Origin of the sequence: Gudongella oleilytica (assembly GCF_004101785.1) — a bacterium.
In the GTDB taxonomy this organism is placed as follows: Bacteria; Bacillota; Clostridia; order Tissierellales; family Tissierellaceae; genus Gudongella; species Gudongella oleilytica.
Genome location: NZ_CP035130.1, coordinates 121,719 through 140,409, shown reverse-complemented (window position 1 = coordinate 140,409; position 18,691 = coordinate 121,719). Strand labels below are relative to the sequence as shown.

Below are 18,691 nucleotides of genomic sequence, written 5' to 3'. Positions count from 1 at the left end.
TAGCAACACTGATTAATTCTAATATCCCACAGCAAATAAGCCGGTACCGGCTATCTATTGCTATGGAATTACCAAAGTTAATCACTATTGCTAGTGCTCTAATTGAAACTTAGCATAAAACGATAAATAAGTCAATCGCTATTTAGAACCGAATTGATGAATTATGAATATCAATGAATTAGTTTGCCAGCGAACATTGAATTTCTTTATCACTATTGAAGTAGTCTGCTGACCTAGTCTAGGTTATGTCTCTAGTAAGTTATACTAGCTAACGCCTAAATAAAAGTTATCTGAGAGTTTTCATTTGTTGATACTGAGTAAATCTTTTTAAAAGCCCCATTATCATTTAGAGTCTCCTTTAATTTCCCAAGCTTGAATAAACTGACAAATATTGCAGCAGAACGAGCCTGGCAATTATATGACTTTTCATGATTAAATTCAATGTCTGTAAATGCTTCATATTTAATAATGTCTTTTGATAGCCTTTCATTCCTAGTTAAAGCCTTTATATAAAGCCAATCATAAAACATTGATTTTGGTTCACTCTCCCAAATGATATTGTTGAAATTAAAACCAATTAATCTACCCGATGTTTTTAACCTCTCATCTCTTTTTGCTTCCTTAGGTTGAACATAAAGAAGATCTCTGTAAGGTCCTCCCATTTCAAATATTTTTGATGATTGGAATATGTTTTCCAGAGGAAATTCCTTACTATTTAGCTCATCATAAAATTTTAGATTAAAAGCACTTAACTCTACACCTAGCGGGATGTTTGATTTAGTTGAAACCTCGAGTACCTTTAGATTTGGATAACTATTGTTAATACTTAAATGCATTGAACTTATTGATTTTTGTTTTTGCTGTAATGAGTAACCATTGAAGTATTTAAATTCAATCTCAGCTTCTTTATATAATGGGTATCCATTTATATTTGATATAAAACATATTCTCTTTGCCATATTATCCTCCAGTACCTAATATAAGAGATCATTTCTATTTCTAAACAAATCTGGTTCGACTACGTAATCGTTCATATCTAGCAGATCAGAACCATAGATTGACCTATAGTATTCAATGTCTCCCTCTTTATAGAAATTTATCGTTGCAATATATTTTGTTTCAATAGTACCACTAATTAAAATCTCAGCCTGAGGATCTGTTGTCATTGATGAATTTAATCTTTGCAATGATCTATTAATTATTTTATTATCTTTAGTTATTATTTCATCACTGTACATTTTCTCAAAAGCAAGTGAAGTGCATAGTTCAGCTTTATTAGCTGTTTTAGGGAGCACATGTGCAGCATTTGTGTAACAAAAGAATGCAATGTTTGTGGGTGAAAATAAAATATCTTTGTTAATCTTAAGCACCACCCACTTAGTACCTCGAAATTTTTGTTCTCTAAAAACATAAAAAAGTCTATCATTTGGAAAATCTACCGAACAACTAGTACAGTCTAATTGCCCATCTAATCTCATATCATCATTATGCACAAATTCAATCTTCAATCTATTCAAATCGCTTATTGGAACCAATCCTTTTTGTAAAATACTATGTAGATTTTCGATTCTTGTAAAATGTATTAAATACTTAACCCCTCTCTGATCAATTTGATGCTTGATTCTACTCTCATTATCCTTTCTTACTTTTTGAATATTAATATTTCTAAAGTAGGGCTCATCTTTATTGACATTAGATCTAACAGTTTTAGTTAAATCCAATTTATTTATTCTTTCTGATACTATTTTATCCTCAGTAACTGTTTCATGATTTTTTATCTCCTTAATAAGTGATACATGTAGCTTTTCGTCTTCGATTATTAGGGACTTTTCAAAGGCACTTGGGTAATCGAATTTGGCTGTCCTAGAAGGAAATTCAATCGTTATTCGAGTGGTGCACTGTTCAATAATCTTTCCTATACCATACTTATTATGTTTCACGTTCTGATTAATTAAGTTCACTAAAATCTCTCCTTATCACTAGTATATTTCATATTTATACTTGTGCATCTCATAGAGCGTAATGAAAATACTAAGTCACCTTATCTTATATGGTAACGAGTAAGGTTATTATTCAAGAACTTTTATATATAATTTACATCTAATAGTGCTTCAGCAATGTTAATTCGCACTAGATCAATAATAGCTCTAAGACTTCTTTTGCCTCTAGTTTATTAACTCACCACTTGAAAATCTTCTTCAGGATTTTGAATATATCAAATGAGGTTTTGTTATATACCTTATTGTACACAAACTTTCTTGGATTACGTACCCAACCATATCCTCTGGGCATTTTAAGTCCGGCTCTATGCACAACTTGTCTCTTAATGCTGGTCCTTGCATTGATCCTTTTACTCAGGCTTGGTTTTCTAATCCCTATTTTCATATTGCCTCCTTTGCAAAGCTTGTCTTTAACTTCTCTAGAATTTCTCTATAGGCTGAGATCAAAAGATTGTAATCAAATCAAATTATCAACTGGCTCAATGGCACCGGACAGGCGGCTCACACCACACCGGAACTGCGGCTCTTTAGAACTAGAATATCTAATATGTAGTTTTTTAGCCAGTTAATAGAATTCAATAACAACATTTTCATAACCATTGGCTACAAAGAAAGAAGTTAACAACTGCTTCACTCTATTATCAGCTTCTTCCAAAAAACCTTGACTGATTTTTTCTTTTTCTAGTTTTTCTTTCTCAGCATTGATTTCATCAAAAATTATTTGACTAGGATAGTCAGAGAATATATTCCCCTTAATATCTTCAACCTTCGTAGTGTTGGTATCTACAACATTATCCAGGATTTTAGACTTTGGAATTTTAACTGACAATTCCTCAGAATCTTCATCATATGACATTTGAATTTTAGATAGATCGGTTCCTGCTTTTAGGTATCCGGAATACTGGATTAGTTTTATTGCTTCTGCATAGTTAATGTCAGTAATACCTAATAAAGATAGACTCTTTTCTGTGCGACTGACAATAACGTTACTATACTCATATTTAAGTGTTGTCCATTCAGACAATTCTACTAATTTATCCTGTATTAATGCTGTTTCTGAGGTAATGCTAGTTTTGTTCTGAAACAGAGTATTATTACTTATAATCAGAGTTCCAACAACTACAGCGATAAGTATTAATAAAAGCAAAATCATTTTCCCTACTAGTTTTTTCATAGTATTGTTCTCCTCATATATTCTTCTTACCTCTAGCCTTTTTGATCGAAAATTGCTTGCGAAATTTTGTTATTATCTTTTTCGGTTCCTTATTATCTTCAGTAGGGACTCTGCTCGGTATGTCTTCAGGAGCAGCTAATTCAGGATCTGTCTTTTTATGCTTAACTCTTCCTTTGTTACCTTTAATAGCTCTACTTTCAGTAATTACTTGTTCATTAACATAATAAACCCAGATTCGTTCTCCTGTTTTAACTTTGGAACCGATTCTCTTTTGATTAGGATATGTTACTCTGGTAACTTGATCGTCTTCTAAATCCACAAATTTAGAATTTGGATGTTCTAGTTTAACAGTAACTCTTAAACCAAGATTCTCCAAATCTTCTCGCGCTTCATAAACATTTAAACCAATAACCCTAGGTAACCTGCTTTGCTTTACCTCTTTGTCAAGCAACTTCTTACTGTCATTAATTATCTCTTGAGTCAAGTAGTAGATCTTAATGGCTTCACCAGGACTAACCTTTGACCCAAACCTGGGTACAGAATATACAACCGCGTTTTGAGTACTCTCAACATACGCCAGGTTTGGTTTAGATTCAATTGGCATTGGAATTAACCCTAACTCGTCTTTCAATACATGTATCGCTTCATCAAGATACACATCTTTCAAGTCTGGAACCTTAATTAAACTTTTCTGTTTTTCTAGAACAAATCTCCCAACTTCAACTCCAAAATCCAACACTTCTTTGTCAACATTTACTTTTGATATTTTCCCAGCTTTAGTTAATCCCTTCTTTACGATTTCTAACGGTAGTTTAACCATATTACCACCTCCAGTTTATACATCACTTACCTGAGACGCATCGAGCAAATGTTTTTATATGCAAGTTTGATATATGAATTTTTCTATAAAAATCAAATCAGTATATTCTCTTATCAGCTATTCACCTCTAAATTAAACCATGTCTTGTAAACGAAGAAAGTATTTCATTGATTTAAACTGAAAGTGTAGCATCCTATGTAACATGGATACTTGTAAATAAATAATATCTTTACTTCTTATATCTTATCGCTGTAGCCGAACCATACTCAGGCCAATAATCCTCAGAAGGGTGATCACTTATAGGCAGATAAGACTCACAGTACCCGACAGCACTTAAACATCCCTCTATATCATTATATCTGCACTTTAAACAATAATTTTCTTTCCTATCTATTAAAATGTTGTTGTCAAAACCATCACCTGATCCAATTATTTTTATATTCCCACCTATCAAAGTAGGATCCTCAATATAGTATTCACCTTTGTTACTTGATACAATAAAGTATCCCTTTATAACTCTTTCTATTTTCAGCAACCCTCTATATTGACATTTCAAGTGGGATCCCGGCAGTAGTTCTGGATATTTATTATTAGCTATTGGTAGTTTATGTATTTGATGTATTAATTTAAGTATTTCAGGGCTCTTAACAACTAGATTATCTGATGCATCATTTTTAATATCTTCTTTTTTTTGTTCTCTACTGAGGGGCTTCGCGATTACTCTAGCTTTATCATTTTTCGTATCATTTGGTAGTAAGTCAATTTCTTCCTTTAGCAGTTCCTCAGTTAATTGGATTTCATCCCTTCCCTTACCTATCTCTACCTTACTCCCGTTAGTAAAATTAGAAATTTTATCCATAATATCCAATTTTACATCATCAACTAAAGTTTCTTCTCTTTTTGGTGAATCAGGTAATGTTGGATTGTTGTCGAGGTTTATGGAGTCTGTTCTATTGACTTTCTCTAATAAAACGCTATTTAACATCAATACCAATTTCTCAATCTCATTTTTTTCGTTATAGTTTTTATGAATCGAGCTGCAATTATCATAATTATCTTCAGAAATAACTGGAAAATGATTAGCATTATTGACAGTTGTATCTACAATTTCTCTACCCAATTTTTCTGTAGTTATATATTCTTCAATTCCTCGAGTTGATATGTCAAGAATCTTATCCTTTTCAACAACTGGAATGTATGTTGTTCTTCGTTTAGGGTAAAACAAATCCCAGAATTTCATGCCAGTCCTCCTTATAATACTAATTAAGGTTAAGATTATTTTCTTTTAGGATTTCTGAAAGCTTCTCGTAGTCCTTTAGTCTAAACTTGAACTCAACCCTTCTTGATGCAACTTGATTTACAGAGCCATCATTATTATAAATCAACTCACTCCATGACCTTCCATTCGCAGTTATTATCGGTAATAGTTCATCTTTATTGTCAAACCCAGTAAACTCATCACTTAAAATATATCTAACTACACTATACGCTCTTCCTTGTGACAAATTTAAATTGTACATATATGAATCAATATTGTCAGTATGACCTTCCACAATAATCTCTGCAATATAGTTTTTGTACTCTTCACTGAGCAATATTCCAAGATACTGAGGAACGAATTCATTTAATTGTCTTTTAAACTCTGGTTTAAGATCAGTTCTGTCAGTATCAAAAAATATGTCTCCACTAAATTTAATGCTCCCCGTCTCAGCATCAACAACAAGGCTTAATCCACTATTCTCGAATTCAGCAACCAACTTGTTCCCAATAGATTCTCCGATACCTCTGACATATTCCAATTGCTGTTCAATCTCTTCAATTTTTGCAGCCTGACTATTTACTTCCTCTGTTTTTCTCTCAAGTTCTATTGTTTTAATGGCATTAATGATTAGCATGAATACTACAATGAATAATAAAATACTACTAAGTAGATCCGTAAAAGTTGGCCAAAAATTACTTTCTTCAGATTGTTTCCTAAGAACGTTGCTATATCTATTCAGCATGTCTTCACCTCTCTATTATCGCGGAACATCGGAGAGGTTCCCGAGGCTTCTATTTTGATGTGTGCTTTCCTTTAGTAATCTTCCTACTTGTTTAAGTTCATTACTGAAATTTGATATAGAAATAAACAGCTCTTCAATTTTCTTGTCACCACTCTTCTCATATATTGAGACCAGTTGATTTATTGCAGATAATTTATTATTCAACAATTTTTCACTTACATCAACGTAACTCGCAAAACTTCTTATAGTCTTATCAATATTTGAATCAAGGCTGATATCTATCTGCTTTACAATAGTTTCCAATTTGCTGTTAAATATATCAATCTTCTTTTCAAATTCATCTAGATTACTTATGAAACCTTGATTTATTTCTTCAATTAACAATTTACTGATGTTTTCAAGCTCCATACCTCTGCTACTTATGTCGTGGTTTAGTGAGTATATTTTGCTTAAGAGATCATTATTATTGGCTGCTAGTTTCTCATTAAGTGTATTTATCTCTGATGAAATTCTTTCTTGAATTTCTAGACTATTATTAAACATCTTTTCTTGAAGATTGTTGCTATCACTTATAAATTTATCTTGAAGTTGAGCACTTCCCTCGAATATTCGGTCGTGAATTCTATTCAACTCGTCAAACTTATCATTTTGAACTTCTATGATTTTACTTATTAGTTCCTCATTCCTATTTATCAGCCAGTCATTTTTAAGTAATGCATTGTTTAACGACACTGAAACTTCTTCTTTTATATTTTCGATAACTTCTAATTGCCTTGTACTTAGTTTATTCTGCTCTTGAATATTTATTACATAGTCCTTCTTCTCCTGTTCTATTTTGTTAAAGTATACGAACAGGTTATCAAAATTTGAGTTCAAATCATTGATTCCTTTTTCAAAGCTACCCACCAATGATCCAAAACCCTTAAATAATTCATCATACTTTCCAATACTTTGATCTAAATCCTGGTTTAACATCCTCATGCTATTTGCTGCATTATTAAGCTCACTTGTGAATTCCGCAAAAGAATTTAACGACTTACTTATAGATTGGATCCCATTCTTAGTATCTACAAGACATTCAAATGTCTCATTTACAATATTATCTGCATTTTCTTGGGCTTGTAATTCAAGTACTTTCCTATCAACTTCAATTTGCTTTTCGAGAGAGTACATTATGTTAGTTAATAAGTGTTCTGTATTCCATATTTTACTTGATATGCTTAATACTATAGAAAAGAACATCCCAGCAATACTTGTATAGAAAGCAATACTCATCTTCTTTAAGATATCACCAATGCTTCCAACGCTACTGTTTTCAATATTTGCAACTCCCGAATTCTCAACAATGTTAATACCGTTATTAAAAGCCTTATCTATGTCATCAAATGATATGACTAAACTATAGAAGGTGCCAATAACTCCAAGAATTATAAGCAACGATATAGCCATTTTAACTAAATCCATCGTCCAAATAATTGATAATTTCTTAGATAGCTTGTTAAAAATACCTATTTTATAGTTAGAAAAATATCTTTCAACATAAGACTTTGCTTCAGATCCATCATACTTTTCAAGTATATCAACAGCAATCCGACCACTATAGATTCCTCTTAAATGATTAAAAACTTTAAAGTGCAAAATTATTGGGACTAGGCCAGATATAAATATTGCTAAGTATATCCCTCTATTTAGTGGCTGATTCATACTTTCTACGAAACCCTTGAAAAAACTTCCAATTTCCATCGATACTTCCTCCTTAAGATTAGTCAATTAAAAAACAGTCAATGTAATCATCAACGGTATATAACTTATAATTATCGCTTATATACTTGCTTGTTGATTCTTTGTTTGAGGAAATAAAAATCACTTCTCTTCCTGATAATTTTATTTCCTTGGCTATTTCAGTGAAATGTTTATCCCCACTCATGATGCAAATGCTATCAAACTCTTGGTAAGTTTTCTTTATTAGTTCAATTAACGTGGTGTCATCGACATCATATTCTTCATCCCCTCGTATTTCTTTAGCATGTGATAATTCATTTCGAGTGGTTATTATATTGAATCCATATTTTTTAAGATACTCATGGACGAATTCAGTTCTCAATTCTGACCTTAGGTTTCTATATTCATCGTTATACGTAGGCTCAAATATTACTGCAGTTTTACTTTTAATTTTATAATATTCATGTTCATCATATACTTTACATAGCAATTGTCTTAAATCTAAATTGAGCTTTCCTAGCCCGGTGAATATATTAGCGTAATCGATAAACACAGCAATATTTTTTTCTCTTCTGGGTAGTTTATTCTCATCCCCCAAATCTTCTAATAGCTCTTCAAATGTCGTATATGGTATCGCTGAATTTTCGTACTCCCCACCATAATTTAGCCTGTTATAAATTTTAATAAACGGATTGTTTTTTGAATAGATGTTTATATTTTGCTGTACTATAGCATTAACCAGAACTCTCAGTTGGTTGAAATTACTATTTTTAATTTTATTCTGATTCCCAACATTCTCTAATAACTTCCCATATCCTATGAATGCCACTATTACTCCTCTGTCATTCATCAAAAAGTCTGAAGGTAAAATGTCTTGGGAAAAAGTATAGTTGCTTCTAGATAAAAAATCAAAAAAATCAACAATTTGTTCAAACCAAGATAGATTACTTTCAAATTGATCTTTAACAGATTCAAAATCAAATAACTCTTCTTCTGATTCTAATATTGGCAGCAGTGCGATTTTATTTTTTGGCTCATCCTCATCGATTTCTCTTATGTCATTTGAATGGTTTAAAAATACTCTTTGTATATCCTTGATTGTGTTTTTCTCGAAACGCCAGAATGGATTGACTTTTTTCTGTAATCCTAATTGAGCTTTTTTAATCTCATATTCTTTCTCGCAATTAGAGATATTTTCTAATGACTTACTTAGCTGGAGTTTAAGATTTCTAATGCTTGTTGATGGTTCATAACCCTTTTCAAAAAACATCCTTAGAACTACTAGTGAGTTTGAATCTTTAGGATAATAATTAGATTCTTGATAGCCAATATCCATCAGATCATAATGTTTATATGTAACATCTTTAAATAAAGAATGCTTGCTACGTAAAATGTCGGAAATATAATTATGGTAGTAAATCTTATCAATTGGATCAATCTCATCGTCGAAATCAGAATCATAAAACCTTGGGAGTATAATATACGAGTTAAAAAAAACTTCTGCTTCATTAGAATTATAGTTCATAGATTTCACACCCCACTTAGTTGCATAATAAGTCTTCTTATATTTGTTATTCAGTTTTCTTTAATAGCAAAATCGATAATATTTTTAATGACTAGTAAGGTATATCTAAAATGATTGCAAATGTCTCATTAATATTTTCAATATTTCTTCTGACAACAATCTTACTTAAATGACAAGTTTCTTTACTAACTCCTTTAATAACCAGTCCTATAGCATCATTCTCTGTTGCGTAATCAAGCTTTTCATTCATTCTTTCAATCCCAATTACAGTAGCATTCCCCGTAAACAATCCCTCTTCATTCATAAGTTCAATGTGATCATCGATCCTTACAGTACCCTTAGATATTTGTCCAATAAGCACTATACCTTTACCTGGGATATCGAAATAATCAGAAATTCCCATTACAAACTCTGGAATTAGCATTGCTTAACCTCCCAATATTAATATTTATAAATCTATTTAATCTTAATTTCATAGAGGTAGAACCTTGCTCTAGTATATGCTACATAATATAGCTCCTTCGATATATCATTATGATTGAGAAATATTATTACATCTGATTCCAGGCCTTTGAATTGTTCTATTGTCCTAAACCTAATATCGCTATCTTTCGTTGGCTCTAAAGTAGTAACAAATTCCCATTTACCAAGATTTTCACTAGCTCCTAAAATACTTAAAGAATAATCGCAGTCAGAGATGATAGTAATACTTTTATTGTTGACTCCCTCTTTGTCGATGAGAGTCCTTAAGATATTCTCTAGTTTGTTTCTTGCGGACTGGATAGATATCAAGTTAATGCTTTCAGGATCTGCACCCTCAATAGTATTTGGCACTACATTATCTCCTAGAGATGTTCTATTAACTGCCCACTTATAAATACTTGATGTATTCCTAAGATTTTCAATAAGTTGAAAAGGCGGAGTCTTAATGTCAAATTCATTTGCAAAGTCTCTTTTATGAATGTTTTGGAAGGAATCATAAAATACGTACAGAGATGAAGCGATTTGATCTTTAAGGAAAAATCGAACCATATAAGCTAGTTCTGCTGTAAAATCTTGACCCTCATCGATTACAATACTGTCAAACTTCTCAATATTTTGCTTCGACTCAATGAAATTTTCAACTCCCCTAAGGTCCTCAAACCGAATAACTTGATCATATTCCTCAGGTGATAAGGTTTCTTTTACCAGATCTTTAATAGTGTAAACCTTCAGACTATCAAATCCTATAATCTCACTTCTTATGCTATTGGCTAATGTAGCGCTTGAACAAAGAAACAATACTTTCTTACCAAGCTTTGCATCATTTTTTGCTTTCTTAATACCAATCCATGTTTTCCCAGTACCTGCTCCTCCAGTTATATAAACCTGGTTGTGATTCATTAGGAAATGAAGATAGTTATCCTGTACACGGTTTATTAACTCAAGTTGAGCCCTCTTGTACTCCATTAAGGCTCCAGCAGCAGCTGATAGTGATACTCTTTTATGGATAGCATTTATTAACTTCTTCCTCTGATCAGATGAAAAAGCAATGAAATTATGATTGTTACCTCTCCAATAGTTAAATATCTCTTTAATCCTTCTCGCTAGCAGTTCCATGTCAGAATATTGAATTGTGATTTCTTTTGGGCACCCAGGACCCAACTCAGCGTCAATATTATAATAGGGAAAAGCTACTGCATAACCAAATACACCCTTATAAAAATGACCAAACTGCTCTTCATAATAATTCTTAAAATATCTCATGCTTTCTTCAGCTTGTTTATAAGGGCTTCTTTTCAATACCCGCTCTTCATTGTCATTGAGTTTCAAAATCCATTTATCTCCCTCAACTAATATGGATTCTCCACCTTTGACCTCAATACAAATGTATCCAAGCGTTGGATCAAGAACTAAAAAATCACTTTCACTATCAACACGTATATTATTTATCAAGGTATACCATTTAATTGAATAGAAAACGCGATAGCTGTCTGGTAGTATACTCTTAAGTTTATTGTAAATATATCGTTCAGATTCTGTTGGATTATAGGTTTCAATTGACTCTGGATACATTATTGCCATTAGTATTCCTCCCAATAGCCATAAGTCTTGTTATCGTTAACATCCGTGTATCCGATTATAAATCTTCTGTTTAAGTCCTTATTGAAGTGTCTGCACGATACCTCATTAATATACAAACAACCTATACATGAAATATCTGTGTCATCACCTACTAATCCGCCTTGCTCTCCACGTCTTACTCCATCGATGCATATAGGGTCAAAAACACATTTATTCATATTTTCATTTGTCTTTGACAACCATTTGTGTAGTACTGATCCAAATAAAGAGAATAAAGATCCAAGACTTGTGCCTTGGGTATTCTGGCAATAGATGAAGAACGCTGGTACTGAAGGGAATAGATACTCTGCCAAAGAATTTTTATCCAATCCACTAAAGTCCTCAGATTCTTTGATTAGAGCATGGCTCAGGCTATGTATTAGGTTATAAACATAGTATGTGTACTTGCTGCTATACTTATCAATTTTTGAGAAGGAATTTATTGCACCTAAGTCGATATTGTTTATAAACCATAGTTTCAACTCCTCATCATTATCAACATCTGGTGCTTGGTTTTCATCCAAAATACCATTGTCAATAAGCCATTTAATAATTCTAGCTCTATCCAGCTCAAATAGAATTCCTTCTGTTGTTAGCCTTGTTGCATACACATTCCGCTGTCCCGGTGTTTCTTGTTTTATTGCTCTCAAAGTTAGACCACCATTGGGTAAATCCTTTGGGTCATAGCCTAAACGTGTATATCCATAAACGCAATTTAGTATTGGGATATTACCGCATGCTTTGATGCTTTTAAATCCATATTTTTTCTCGATCTCAAGGTATTCCTCAATAGAAAAAATGCTGTTTTCTTGAAGAGCTTTGTTGGCTCCCTCAAGAATTGAAATACCAACGCCACTATCAAGAATTGTGTTGTACTCTAATATTGAAATTGCCGTTTTCTTGAGAGTATACTCATTAGCAAGATGGTTTGCATGTATCAATGGTTTTACTTCGTTTGCCTTCTTATCAAGAATACTTTCTGGGTTATTCTTTTGAACAGTTGATCTGGCTATTGCTCTCGCTTGGTCTTCCGGTAATCCATTTTCAATTAGAGATTTACATAGATTGTCTTCAATTTCTTTAAACATTTCATCATCATTCTTATCAAATTTTAATATTTTTCTATATTCTTCTTCTCCTGTTCTTCCTATCCATTTCGAGATAACAACATATGAAGAATTTTGAATTTCTAAAACAAACTTTTCTTCTAACTGTTCCAACAACTCAATCATAGTAAAGTTAAATGGTACAAATATATCTCCAGTTGCAATATTCTTAGGGAATAAATTAGTATTGCACTCAGGGCAACGTTTCATCATTTCAACTTTAACCCCATCAAGCTTGCAAGTAAATTTGAATTCACCTGCCCTATAAGTTAAATGCTGAATTCCATGCCCAGTAGTTGTGCACTTATTCGGTATTAAAGGACCAGCCCACCCACAAGTGCATGCGTAAATTAACCCTATTTGTTTTAATTCACCATTACATCCTGGTTTGTCACACTTTGCATTTCGAGGATTATTAATAAAAAAACTACTATTTGAGAATACTTTCACAGAGTGACATTTGGTACAAAAAAATGTCAATGGGCTGACACTAGAAACAATATCTGGTATTTGAGGATTACCAGATGCTTTCGGTGTTAGTACAACGAAATTGGATGAATTCATGGTGGCAGGATTCAACCCTGTAACTCTCCCACCCCTAAGCATAAACTGAGTAACTTCATTCTTTACTTCACTAAAAATACGTTCTTTGTTAATATTCTCAAGTGGTTTGCTATTCCAATCTGTTACTTTCATTGAGTATGATATCCTAGCATCCTTGTCATAAAAGTCACCCCACTGTTCGGGTAAATATTTGTATAAAGCTTGATGTATACTACGTTCCATTAATCTCGACATAATCTCACCTCAATTCGATATTTACACTATTCTCGGTATACCTTAAGCTGGTCATAGCTGGACTTAGCCTGTTGTCAAGAAGACTAATCCCCTTGCTAGGCAGATAATAGTACTCATCGCTAAATGTCTTATCTCTAACTGACTCATATATCCTATTAATGCTACTTATAATGAATTCTTTATAGTAGTAGCTTGGGTTGCTATTCCCACCGTCTTCAAGCTCACAAGCATATGCTTTTAAAACGTGATTTGTAAGCTCTTCTATATTAATAAGTTCAGCCTCTACCAGTTTTTTGAAGACCTTCATATCATAAATATTACCATATTCATATTGGTACTTAAGATCATAATTGTTAATAAGAATGGCTGATACTATTCCTGTTAAAGTGCTCTCTATAGCTTTGGATGCCCACCTGTTGATCGGAACAGGTTCTATTAAGATGTCTTTAAACTCATGGAATTTTACGAAGAATTTAAGATAAGACATATCCTTAGCTCTAGTTGGTCTAATAATATCTATTACAATACCTGGATATTTTCTACCTACCCTCGAATATGCTTGTATATATTCTGCAGTATTGTTTGGCATACCGAAAAACATCATCATATTAAATCTTTCAGCGTCTACTCCGTGTGAAATCATACTAGTTGCAGCAATAAGGTTGACCCCATCAAATACTTCATCATTATTTTCAATTTCTGACAATATTTTCCTTACATCCTGGAAATTTTCATCTCCTGTCATTTTTCTAATGTCAAATTCCTTGAAATTCTCATCACTTAACTGAGGATTGATTATATTTTCAATTGCATTTATAACTCTATTTCCATCTATTCTGACATTGTTGTACTCTAAAAAAATCCAATAATCTTTCACAATCTCAAATGCTTCTTCATCAGAATCAACGTATATTCCACTAATTTTTTTTACTAAATCAATATCGCTATAGTATTTTTGAACTATTTTCCGTAAATATTTCAAAGAATATACAACAGAGTCCATAATTGATCTACCAAACGGTGCATATGATAATATGATCCTATTAATATCATTGTCATCAGTATATGAGTAAAAATCCTTACCAATGAAAGGTGATTTACTTGGGAACCTAACTGGTCGTTTATTGTAAAGGTCTAAAATTTGTTTTTCATAGTTAGATATTGTTGCAGTAGCTCCAATTACTTTGACTTTTTTATTACTACGACATAGATTTTCAAGCATATACTGTATTAAAGTTTCGTAGTGAGAATTAAAAGTTCCTAATGACTCTCTAATTAAGTGAACCTCATCTTGAATAATTAGCGAAGGTGAAGGGTCAAAGAGTTCAACATCTATGAATTCTGTCACATCAACTTTGCACAAGTCCTTTTCAGTACAAGTCTTCTTACTTGTATATCCATGCTTAGGACATTTATGAAAAACATCCCCCAAAATGTTTCTAAAGTTTGATTGAAATCCTATTGATGCTATCTTATCTATTGTGCTTATGATTACTGAAGGGAGGTATCTATAAATTTCGTTGTCTACAATTATCAACGGAACCTCCCCTTTTGAGGGACACCCCTCAGTGTTACAAGTGTGAATGATTCTTAGAGACTCTTCATTAACTGCAATATTAATAGACTTCTGCTTGCAAAATGGGCAGTAGTCTATGATCCTTAGCTCATCATTAAGTTGTTCTTGTGATTTGGAAAGATAATTTTGAAGAGATGTCTCCGTAAGTTTATTTGGAGTATTAGAATCTCCAACAAAATATCCAAGGGAAAATCTATCCCCATCGAATATTTTTGCTTCCTGCTCTCTTATTATCTCAGCACTTGCCAAGACATTGGCCAACCTATCTATTTGTTGCACAGACAATAACCTAAGTGGATATTTAATAAGGCCAGAGACGCCTGACTTTTTTCCTCTTATTCTATCAAAGAATAAAGTGAAAATTATGCAGCCTATGAAAGCTTCTGTTTTTCCTCCACCTGTTGGGAAGTACAACAAATCAACCATATCTATGAATGATTTATCTATGTCGTCTTCTCCATAATGCGTAGAAATTATATCTGGGATCACTGAAACGATGAATACTAACTGGAAAAGTCTCCAACTATCATACTTATCAGAGGTATTCTTAAAGGCTTTGTTCATATTAATGAATGATTTTCTTACCATTTCTCTATTCTTAATTTGTTCAATACCATACTTAAATCTCTTTATTTCGAATTCAAAACTCTTTATTTCCTCAGTATAAGTTCTTTGTGCTGATTCTAGATGTTCACGGTCTGAAACCAGATGATCTTTCTTCGTCTCATAATCGATAACCCATTGATCTAATTCTTTTTCCATCCTCTTAGCAACTTTATTCAAAACAGTTACAGGATCTTCAATTAGCTCCATAAATTTAACTGATAGATCTTCTCTAGTTTTGAGTCTTTTTTGAATGAACATAGGAATGTTGGTACTAACAAGTTTATTCGATTCTGCATCGAATTCTATGCTACAGTTGGTCCCAATACCCTTTGTAGTTTTATTATACTTATAATCATCCAAGAAATAATCTAACTCGATGTCCCTATATTCAGCATTTTGTAAGCAAATTTCCACCCCAGAGTTGAATAGTATTGGTAGATATGGTGCTTTATCCAGGTTCCTGCTCACAATGTTGGACTCGGTCTTGTTTATTAGACTGGCACTAATCCTATATTTCCCTTCACCCACTAGTTTGGTATTGATTAATAGATCTATATTAAAATTCGGCCTTGGGATATCTTTATTCCTAAACATATCCAAAAATTCTTCATACTCAATTTCTGAAATCAAGTTATGAGATGAAATGTTATCATTTATAGGTCTATATACTTTTGGATTTGCCATAATTTCATCAATTTTTACATCAAGGTATTCAATTATTTTATTATTAAATGAAAATCTCGATTCAGCTTTCCCTGCTACAACTTCATCCAGTTCAATTTCAAAATATGTATCATCAAATGAGATTTTATTGTAAACTTTATAGATATCACATTTATTAAGATTTGTTATCTGTAGATTCTTACTGTTCATCCTAAAAAAATCGTTGATTTCAGTAATTGTATTTAAATCCATATCGGATATCTTGTCGCTGACTGTATCTATATAGTAATTAAGCTGCTCTTCATATGTAGGTAGAACCCTATAATAGAAATCACCCTTAATTTTGATTGCGACTCTAGCCTTGTGAATATGTTCCTCCTTCAGAAAGAAATCTATAGACATTTGACTTACGATAACATTTGAGGTCATTTCATTTCCATTTAGTGTTTCTATTACTGGGAATAGTTTCCCTACATAGTAGGCTTTATCAGGATTTATTCCTTTTAACTGCTCTACATTTCTCCCAGTTATGCTATCAATGAAATCTTCACAGATCTTCTCAGCGAAAATTTTTCTATTATTATAAGACTTAGTCATTGTTCATCACCCTTTCATAAGACTCTAAAATAATTTTTGAGTACAAAGAAATATTTTCATCTTCTTCAAGGACTATAGTTAAGTGGTCTCTTGCTCTAGTACAAGCAGTATAGATTTTGTTTATGCAATCAATGAACTCCTGGTTGAGCTCATCGTTAGTACCTCCTGAATTAGTCATCCTAGTTTTATTTTTCGAATTATAGTAACTTCCCATCGGAAATAATCCGCTCAAAATTACTGCGTCAAAATCCAGTCCAAGTGATGATTCGATCGTCGTAAGCGCAACTCCGCTATTCATGCCATATATAGCAGGCAAAGTCCCATCTTGTCCGACTATTAATGAATAGCTCTCAATGTATTTTTCTCTTAGTTTATCAACCAACCAATTATAAAAGTAATACCTATTTGGCTGATATTGTCTGAATGGGAAAATTATTGCGATTCTTTCCAATGGTACCTTGTTTTTATCTCTCAAGTAAATAATCTCTTCAACTACTTTATCTACCACTTTCATTCTATCTGATTTAATTACACGAGGCTTTGTTGATGTTCTAAAAGCTTTCCCCATTAAGAATGTCTCTTCTTCATTTTCAACATTAATGTTGAACTCTTGAAGATATTGTTTTGACACCCTGGTGATTTCAGTAACAAAATCATTAATTTCAATTGAATTTCTATAATTCTTGTCAATTCTCAAGCTTCGACCCGTATATTTTGGTAACTCTAGATTACCTGTAGACTGCCATGGTGCGCCGCCTTTTTTAATGTTTCTATTTACGTTTTGGGATATATCTCCACAAATAGTAAAGAAGTAATTATCCCTATCGTGATTCGCTAATAAATAATAGCAAAACTCATACCATTCAGGCTTAAATACTTGAATCTCGTCTAAAAAGATACCATAATATCTTCTCTTAATTTTGCCTTCATGTAGAGCTTTATTTGCTTTTTCAAAATTTTCTTCATGATCAATTCTTGAATATTGAATTCCTGCTTCGTGTAACAATTCTTGTATTAGCTTGTGAAAAGTCACCGCTTTTACATTTCGCTCTCTATACCCTGAGTAACCCATCTTCCATTGGTAAAAGCTTGCAAGGTTTCTGTTAAAACACGTTATTAAGAAATTTTGATCTGTATGTATGCTGGCAGCTCTAAAAGCCTTAGAAATTAGAATAACGCTCTTACCACTCCCAGCACATGCAAGAATAAGCTGATTCCCTTTTCTAAGATTATTTATAATTTGAATCTGCTCTTCATCCAAACGATGTACTTTTACATTAAAATCATCTTTGCTAATGTCATACACTTCTTCAGATTCGTTGACAGCAATATTTTCCACTTGAGGTGTTTCGGCCTCGTGGGAATTAGGAATAGGTATAGTATACTCGGGGCAAATCATCTGGATCACATAATTAATCTCTTCTTTGCTAAATCCATCCCAATCTCCCCAATAAGAATTCTTAACATTAGAGTGTAGAGCATATTGAAGATCTCTTCTTGTCGAAGTATCTTTGAAAATTTTGAAAAGTGGTTTTTCTTCAGAGATCTGAGTGTCTTGATATATGCAGTGATCTCTTAGAAATTCTTTATCATCTCCTGCGACATCTAATTTAGTTACCTCCTTTTCCTTCAGCTCACTAAAATAAACCTTATATGTAAACGGAAATTTTAGGAATTCTTTATCACCGTTTTTAACTTTAAGCATTTTATGCTGACTCAATCTAGAGTGAATCTTTCTTGCTTGATCAGTACTATTACTCTCAATACCTTTAACTACATGAGGTAATACACTAGTGTTATTAATACTATTATGCTCAATAAATACTACTCCTTTGCTAGATATGAGAGCATGTATGTTTGCACTACCAACAGGATTTGCTTTAGCTAAAAGAATTGAACCATCCTCAGCGTGCAATTGTTCTAACTTTTTGATCAATAATTTTTCTCCTTGGGAAAGATCCAGATTATCTAATCTTTTTGGTATAATCTCCATAGTAT

At 32.5% G+C, this 18,691-nt stretch carries 14 protein-coding genes; all 14 read right to left on the bottom strand.

Annotated elements, in window-relative coordinates; translation table 11 throughout:
- Positions 1-275 precede the first annotated feature (275 nt).
- The 14 genes from EC328_RS00635 to EC328_RS00570 all read right to left on the bottom strand — a co-directional run bounded on the left by EC328_RS00635 (position 276) and on the right by EC328_RS00570 (position 18,686).
- Positions 276-959 carry a DarT1-associated NADAR antitoxin family protein gene (locus EC328_RS00635; RefSeq protein ID WP_128425004.1) on the bottom strand — a complete coding sequence of 228 codons (684 nt, stop codon included), beginning with the start codon at positions 957-959 and terminating at the stop codon, positions 276-278.
- A gap of 15 nt (positions 960-974) precedes the next feature.
- Positions 975-1,961, bottom strand: coding sequence for a DarT ssDNA thymidine ADP-ribosyltransferase family protein (locus EC328_RS00630; RefSeq protein WP_164905977.1), 987 nt, complete (start codon positions 1,959-1,961; stop codon positions 975-977).
- A gap of 217 nt (positions 1,962-2,178) precedes the next feature.
- Positions 2,179-2,385 (bottom strand): hypothetical protein, encoded by a 207-nt coding sequence (locus EC328_RS00625; RefSeq protein WP_128425002.1) that lies wholly within the window; start codon positions 2,383-2,385, stop codon positions 2,179-2,181.
- Positions 2,386-2,565: 180 nt separating this feature from the next.
- On the bottom strand, positions 2,566-3,174 hold the full coding sequence (locus tag EC328_RS00620; protein ID WP_128425001.1) for a DUF4230 domain-containing protein: 609 nt from the start codon (positions 3,172-3,174) through the stop codon (positions 2,566-2,568).
- 13 nt (positions 3,175-3,187) lie between these two features.
- Complete coding sequence (locus EC328_RS00615; protein WP_128425000.1) at positions 3,188-3,994, bottom strand: PASTA domain-containing protein; 807 nt, start codon at positions 3,992-3,994, stop codon at positions 3,188-3,190.
- 229 nt (positions 3,995-4,223) lie between these two features.
- The gene (locus EC328_RS00610; RefSeq protein WP_128424999.1) at positions 4,224-5,234 is read right to left on the bottom strand and encodes a hypothetical protein; all 1,011 of its coding nucleotides are present in this window, start codon (positions 5,232-5,234) and stop codon (positions 4,224-4,226) included.
- Between the two features lie 19 nt (positions 5,235-5,253).
- A complete protein-coding gene (locus tag EC328_RS00605) occupies positions 5,254-5,997 on the bottom strand; it encodes an OmpA family protein (protein WP_128424998.1) in 744 nt (247 codons plus the stop codon).
- Positions 5,998-6,012: 15 nt separating this feature from the next.
- Positions 6,013-7,740 carry a hypothetical protein gene (locus tag EC328_RS00600; protein ID WP_128424997.1) on the bottom strand — a complete coding sequence of 576 codons (1,728 nt, stop codon included), beginning with the start codon at positions 7,738-7,740 and terminating at the stop codon, positions 6,013-6,015.
- A 19-nt stretch (positions 7,741-7,759) separates the two neighbouring features.
- Positions 7,760-9,055, bottom strand: a complete 1,296-nt coding sequence (locus EC328_RS00595) for an NYN domain-containing protein (RefSeq protein ID WP_164905976.1) — start codon at positions 9,053-9,055, stop codon at positions 7,760-7,762.
- Positions 9,056-9,335: 280 nt separating this feature from the next.
- The gene (locus tag EC328_RS00590; RefSeq protein ID WP_128424995.1) at positions 9,336-9,668 is read right to left on the bottom strand and encodes a hypothetical protein; all 333 of its coding nucleotides are present in this window, start codon (positions 9,666-9,668) and stop codon (positions 9,336-9,338) included.
- 32 nt (positions 9,669-9,700) lie between these two features.
- Positions 9,701-11,308 carry an NERD domain-containing protein gene (locus EC328_RS00585; RefSeq protein ID WP_128424994.1) on the bottom strand — a complete coding sequence of 536 codons (1,608 nt, stop codon included), beginning with the start codon at positions 11,306-11,308 and terminating at the stop codon, positions 9,701-9,703.
- On the bottom strand, positions 11,308-13,149 hold the full coding sequence (locus tag EC328_RS00580) for a hypothetical protein (RefSeq protein WP_128424993.1): 1,842 nt from the start codon (positions 13,147-13,149) through the stop codon (positions 11,308-11,310). The genes EC328_RS00585 and EC328_RS00580 overlap by 1 nt, the downstream gene beginning before the upstream one ends.
- 106 nt (positions 13,150-13,255) lie before the next feature.
- Positions 13,256-16,693, bottom strand: a complete 3,438-nt coding sequence (locus EC328_RS00575) for a helicase-related protein (RefSeq protein WP_128424992.1) — start codon at positions 16,691-16,693, stop codon at positions 13,256-13,258.
- The gene (locus tag EC328_RS00570) at positions 16,686-18,686 is read right to left on the bottom strand and encodes a DEAD/DEAH box helicase (protein WP_128424991.1); all 2,001 of its coding nucleotides are present in this window, start codon (positions 18,684-18,686) and stop codon (positions 16,686-16,688) included. Before EC328_RS00570 ends, EC328_RS00575 begins: the two co-directional genes overlap by 8 nt.
- Between the last annotated feature and the right edge of the window lie 5 nt (positions 18,687-18,691).

Excerpts from the sequence above, each read along its gene's own strand:
- EC328_RS00575 (WP_128424992.1), bottom strand. The coding sequence starts at position 16,693 with ATGACTAAGTCTTATAATAATAGAAAAATTTTCGCTGAGAAGATCTGT.
- EC328_RS00615 (WP_128425000.1), bottom strand. The coding sequence starts at position 3,994 with ATGGTTAAACTACCGTTAGAAATCGTAAAGAAGGGATTAACTAAAGCT.
- EC328_RS00570 (WP_128424991.1), bottom strand. The coding sequence starts at position 18,686 with ATGGAGATTATACCAAAAAGATTAGATAATCTGGATCTTTCCCAAGGA.
- EC328_RS00605 (WP_128424998.1), bottom strand. The coding sequence starts at position 5,997 with ATGCTGAATAGATATAGCAACGTTCTTAGGAAACAATCTGAAGAAAGT.
- EC328_RS00600 (WP_128424997.1), bottom strand. The coding sequence starts at position 7,740 with ATGGAAATTGGAAGTTTTTTCAAGGGTTTCGTAGAAAGTATGAATCAG.
- EC328_RS00625 (WP_128425002.1), bottom strand. The coding sequence starts at position 2,385 with ATGAAAATAGGGATTAGAAAACCAAGCCTGAGTAAAAGGATCAATGCA.
- EC328_RS00585 (WP_128424994.1), bottom strand. The coding sequence starts at position 11,308 with ATGGCAATAATGTATCCAGAGTCAATTGAAACCTATAATCCAACAGAA.
- EC328_RS00620 (WP_128425001.1), bottom strand. The coding sequence starts at position 3,174 with ATGAAAAAACTAGTAGGGAAAATGATTTTGCTTTTATTAATACTTATC.
- EC328_RS00610 (WP_128424999.1), bottom strand. The coding sequence starts at position 5,234 with ATGAAATTCTGGGATTTGTTTTACCCTAAACGAAGAACAACATACATT.
- EC328_RS00635 (WP_128425004.1), bottom strand. The coding sequence starts at position 959 with ATGGCAAAGAGAATATGTTTTATATCAAATATAAATGGATACCCATTA.
- EC328_RS00580 (WP_128424993.1), bottom strand. The coding sequence starts at position 13,149 with ATGAAAGTAACAGATTGGAATAGCAAACCACTTGAGAATATTAACAAA.
- EC328_RS00590 (WP_128424995.1), bottom strand. The coding sequence starts at position 9,668 with ATGCTAATTCCAGAGTTTGTAATGGGAATTTCTGATTATTTCGATATC.
- EC328_RS00595 (WP_164905976.1), bottom strand. The coding sequence starts at position 9,055 with ATGGATATTGGCTATCAAGAATCTAATTATTATCCTAAAGATTCAAAC.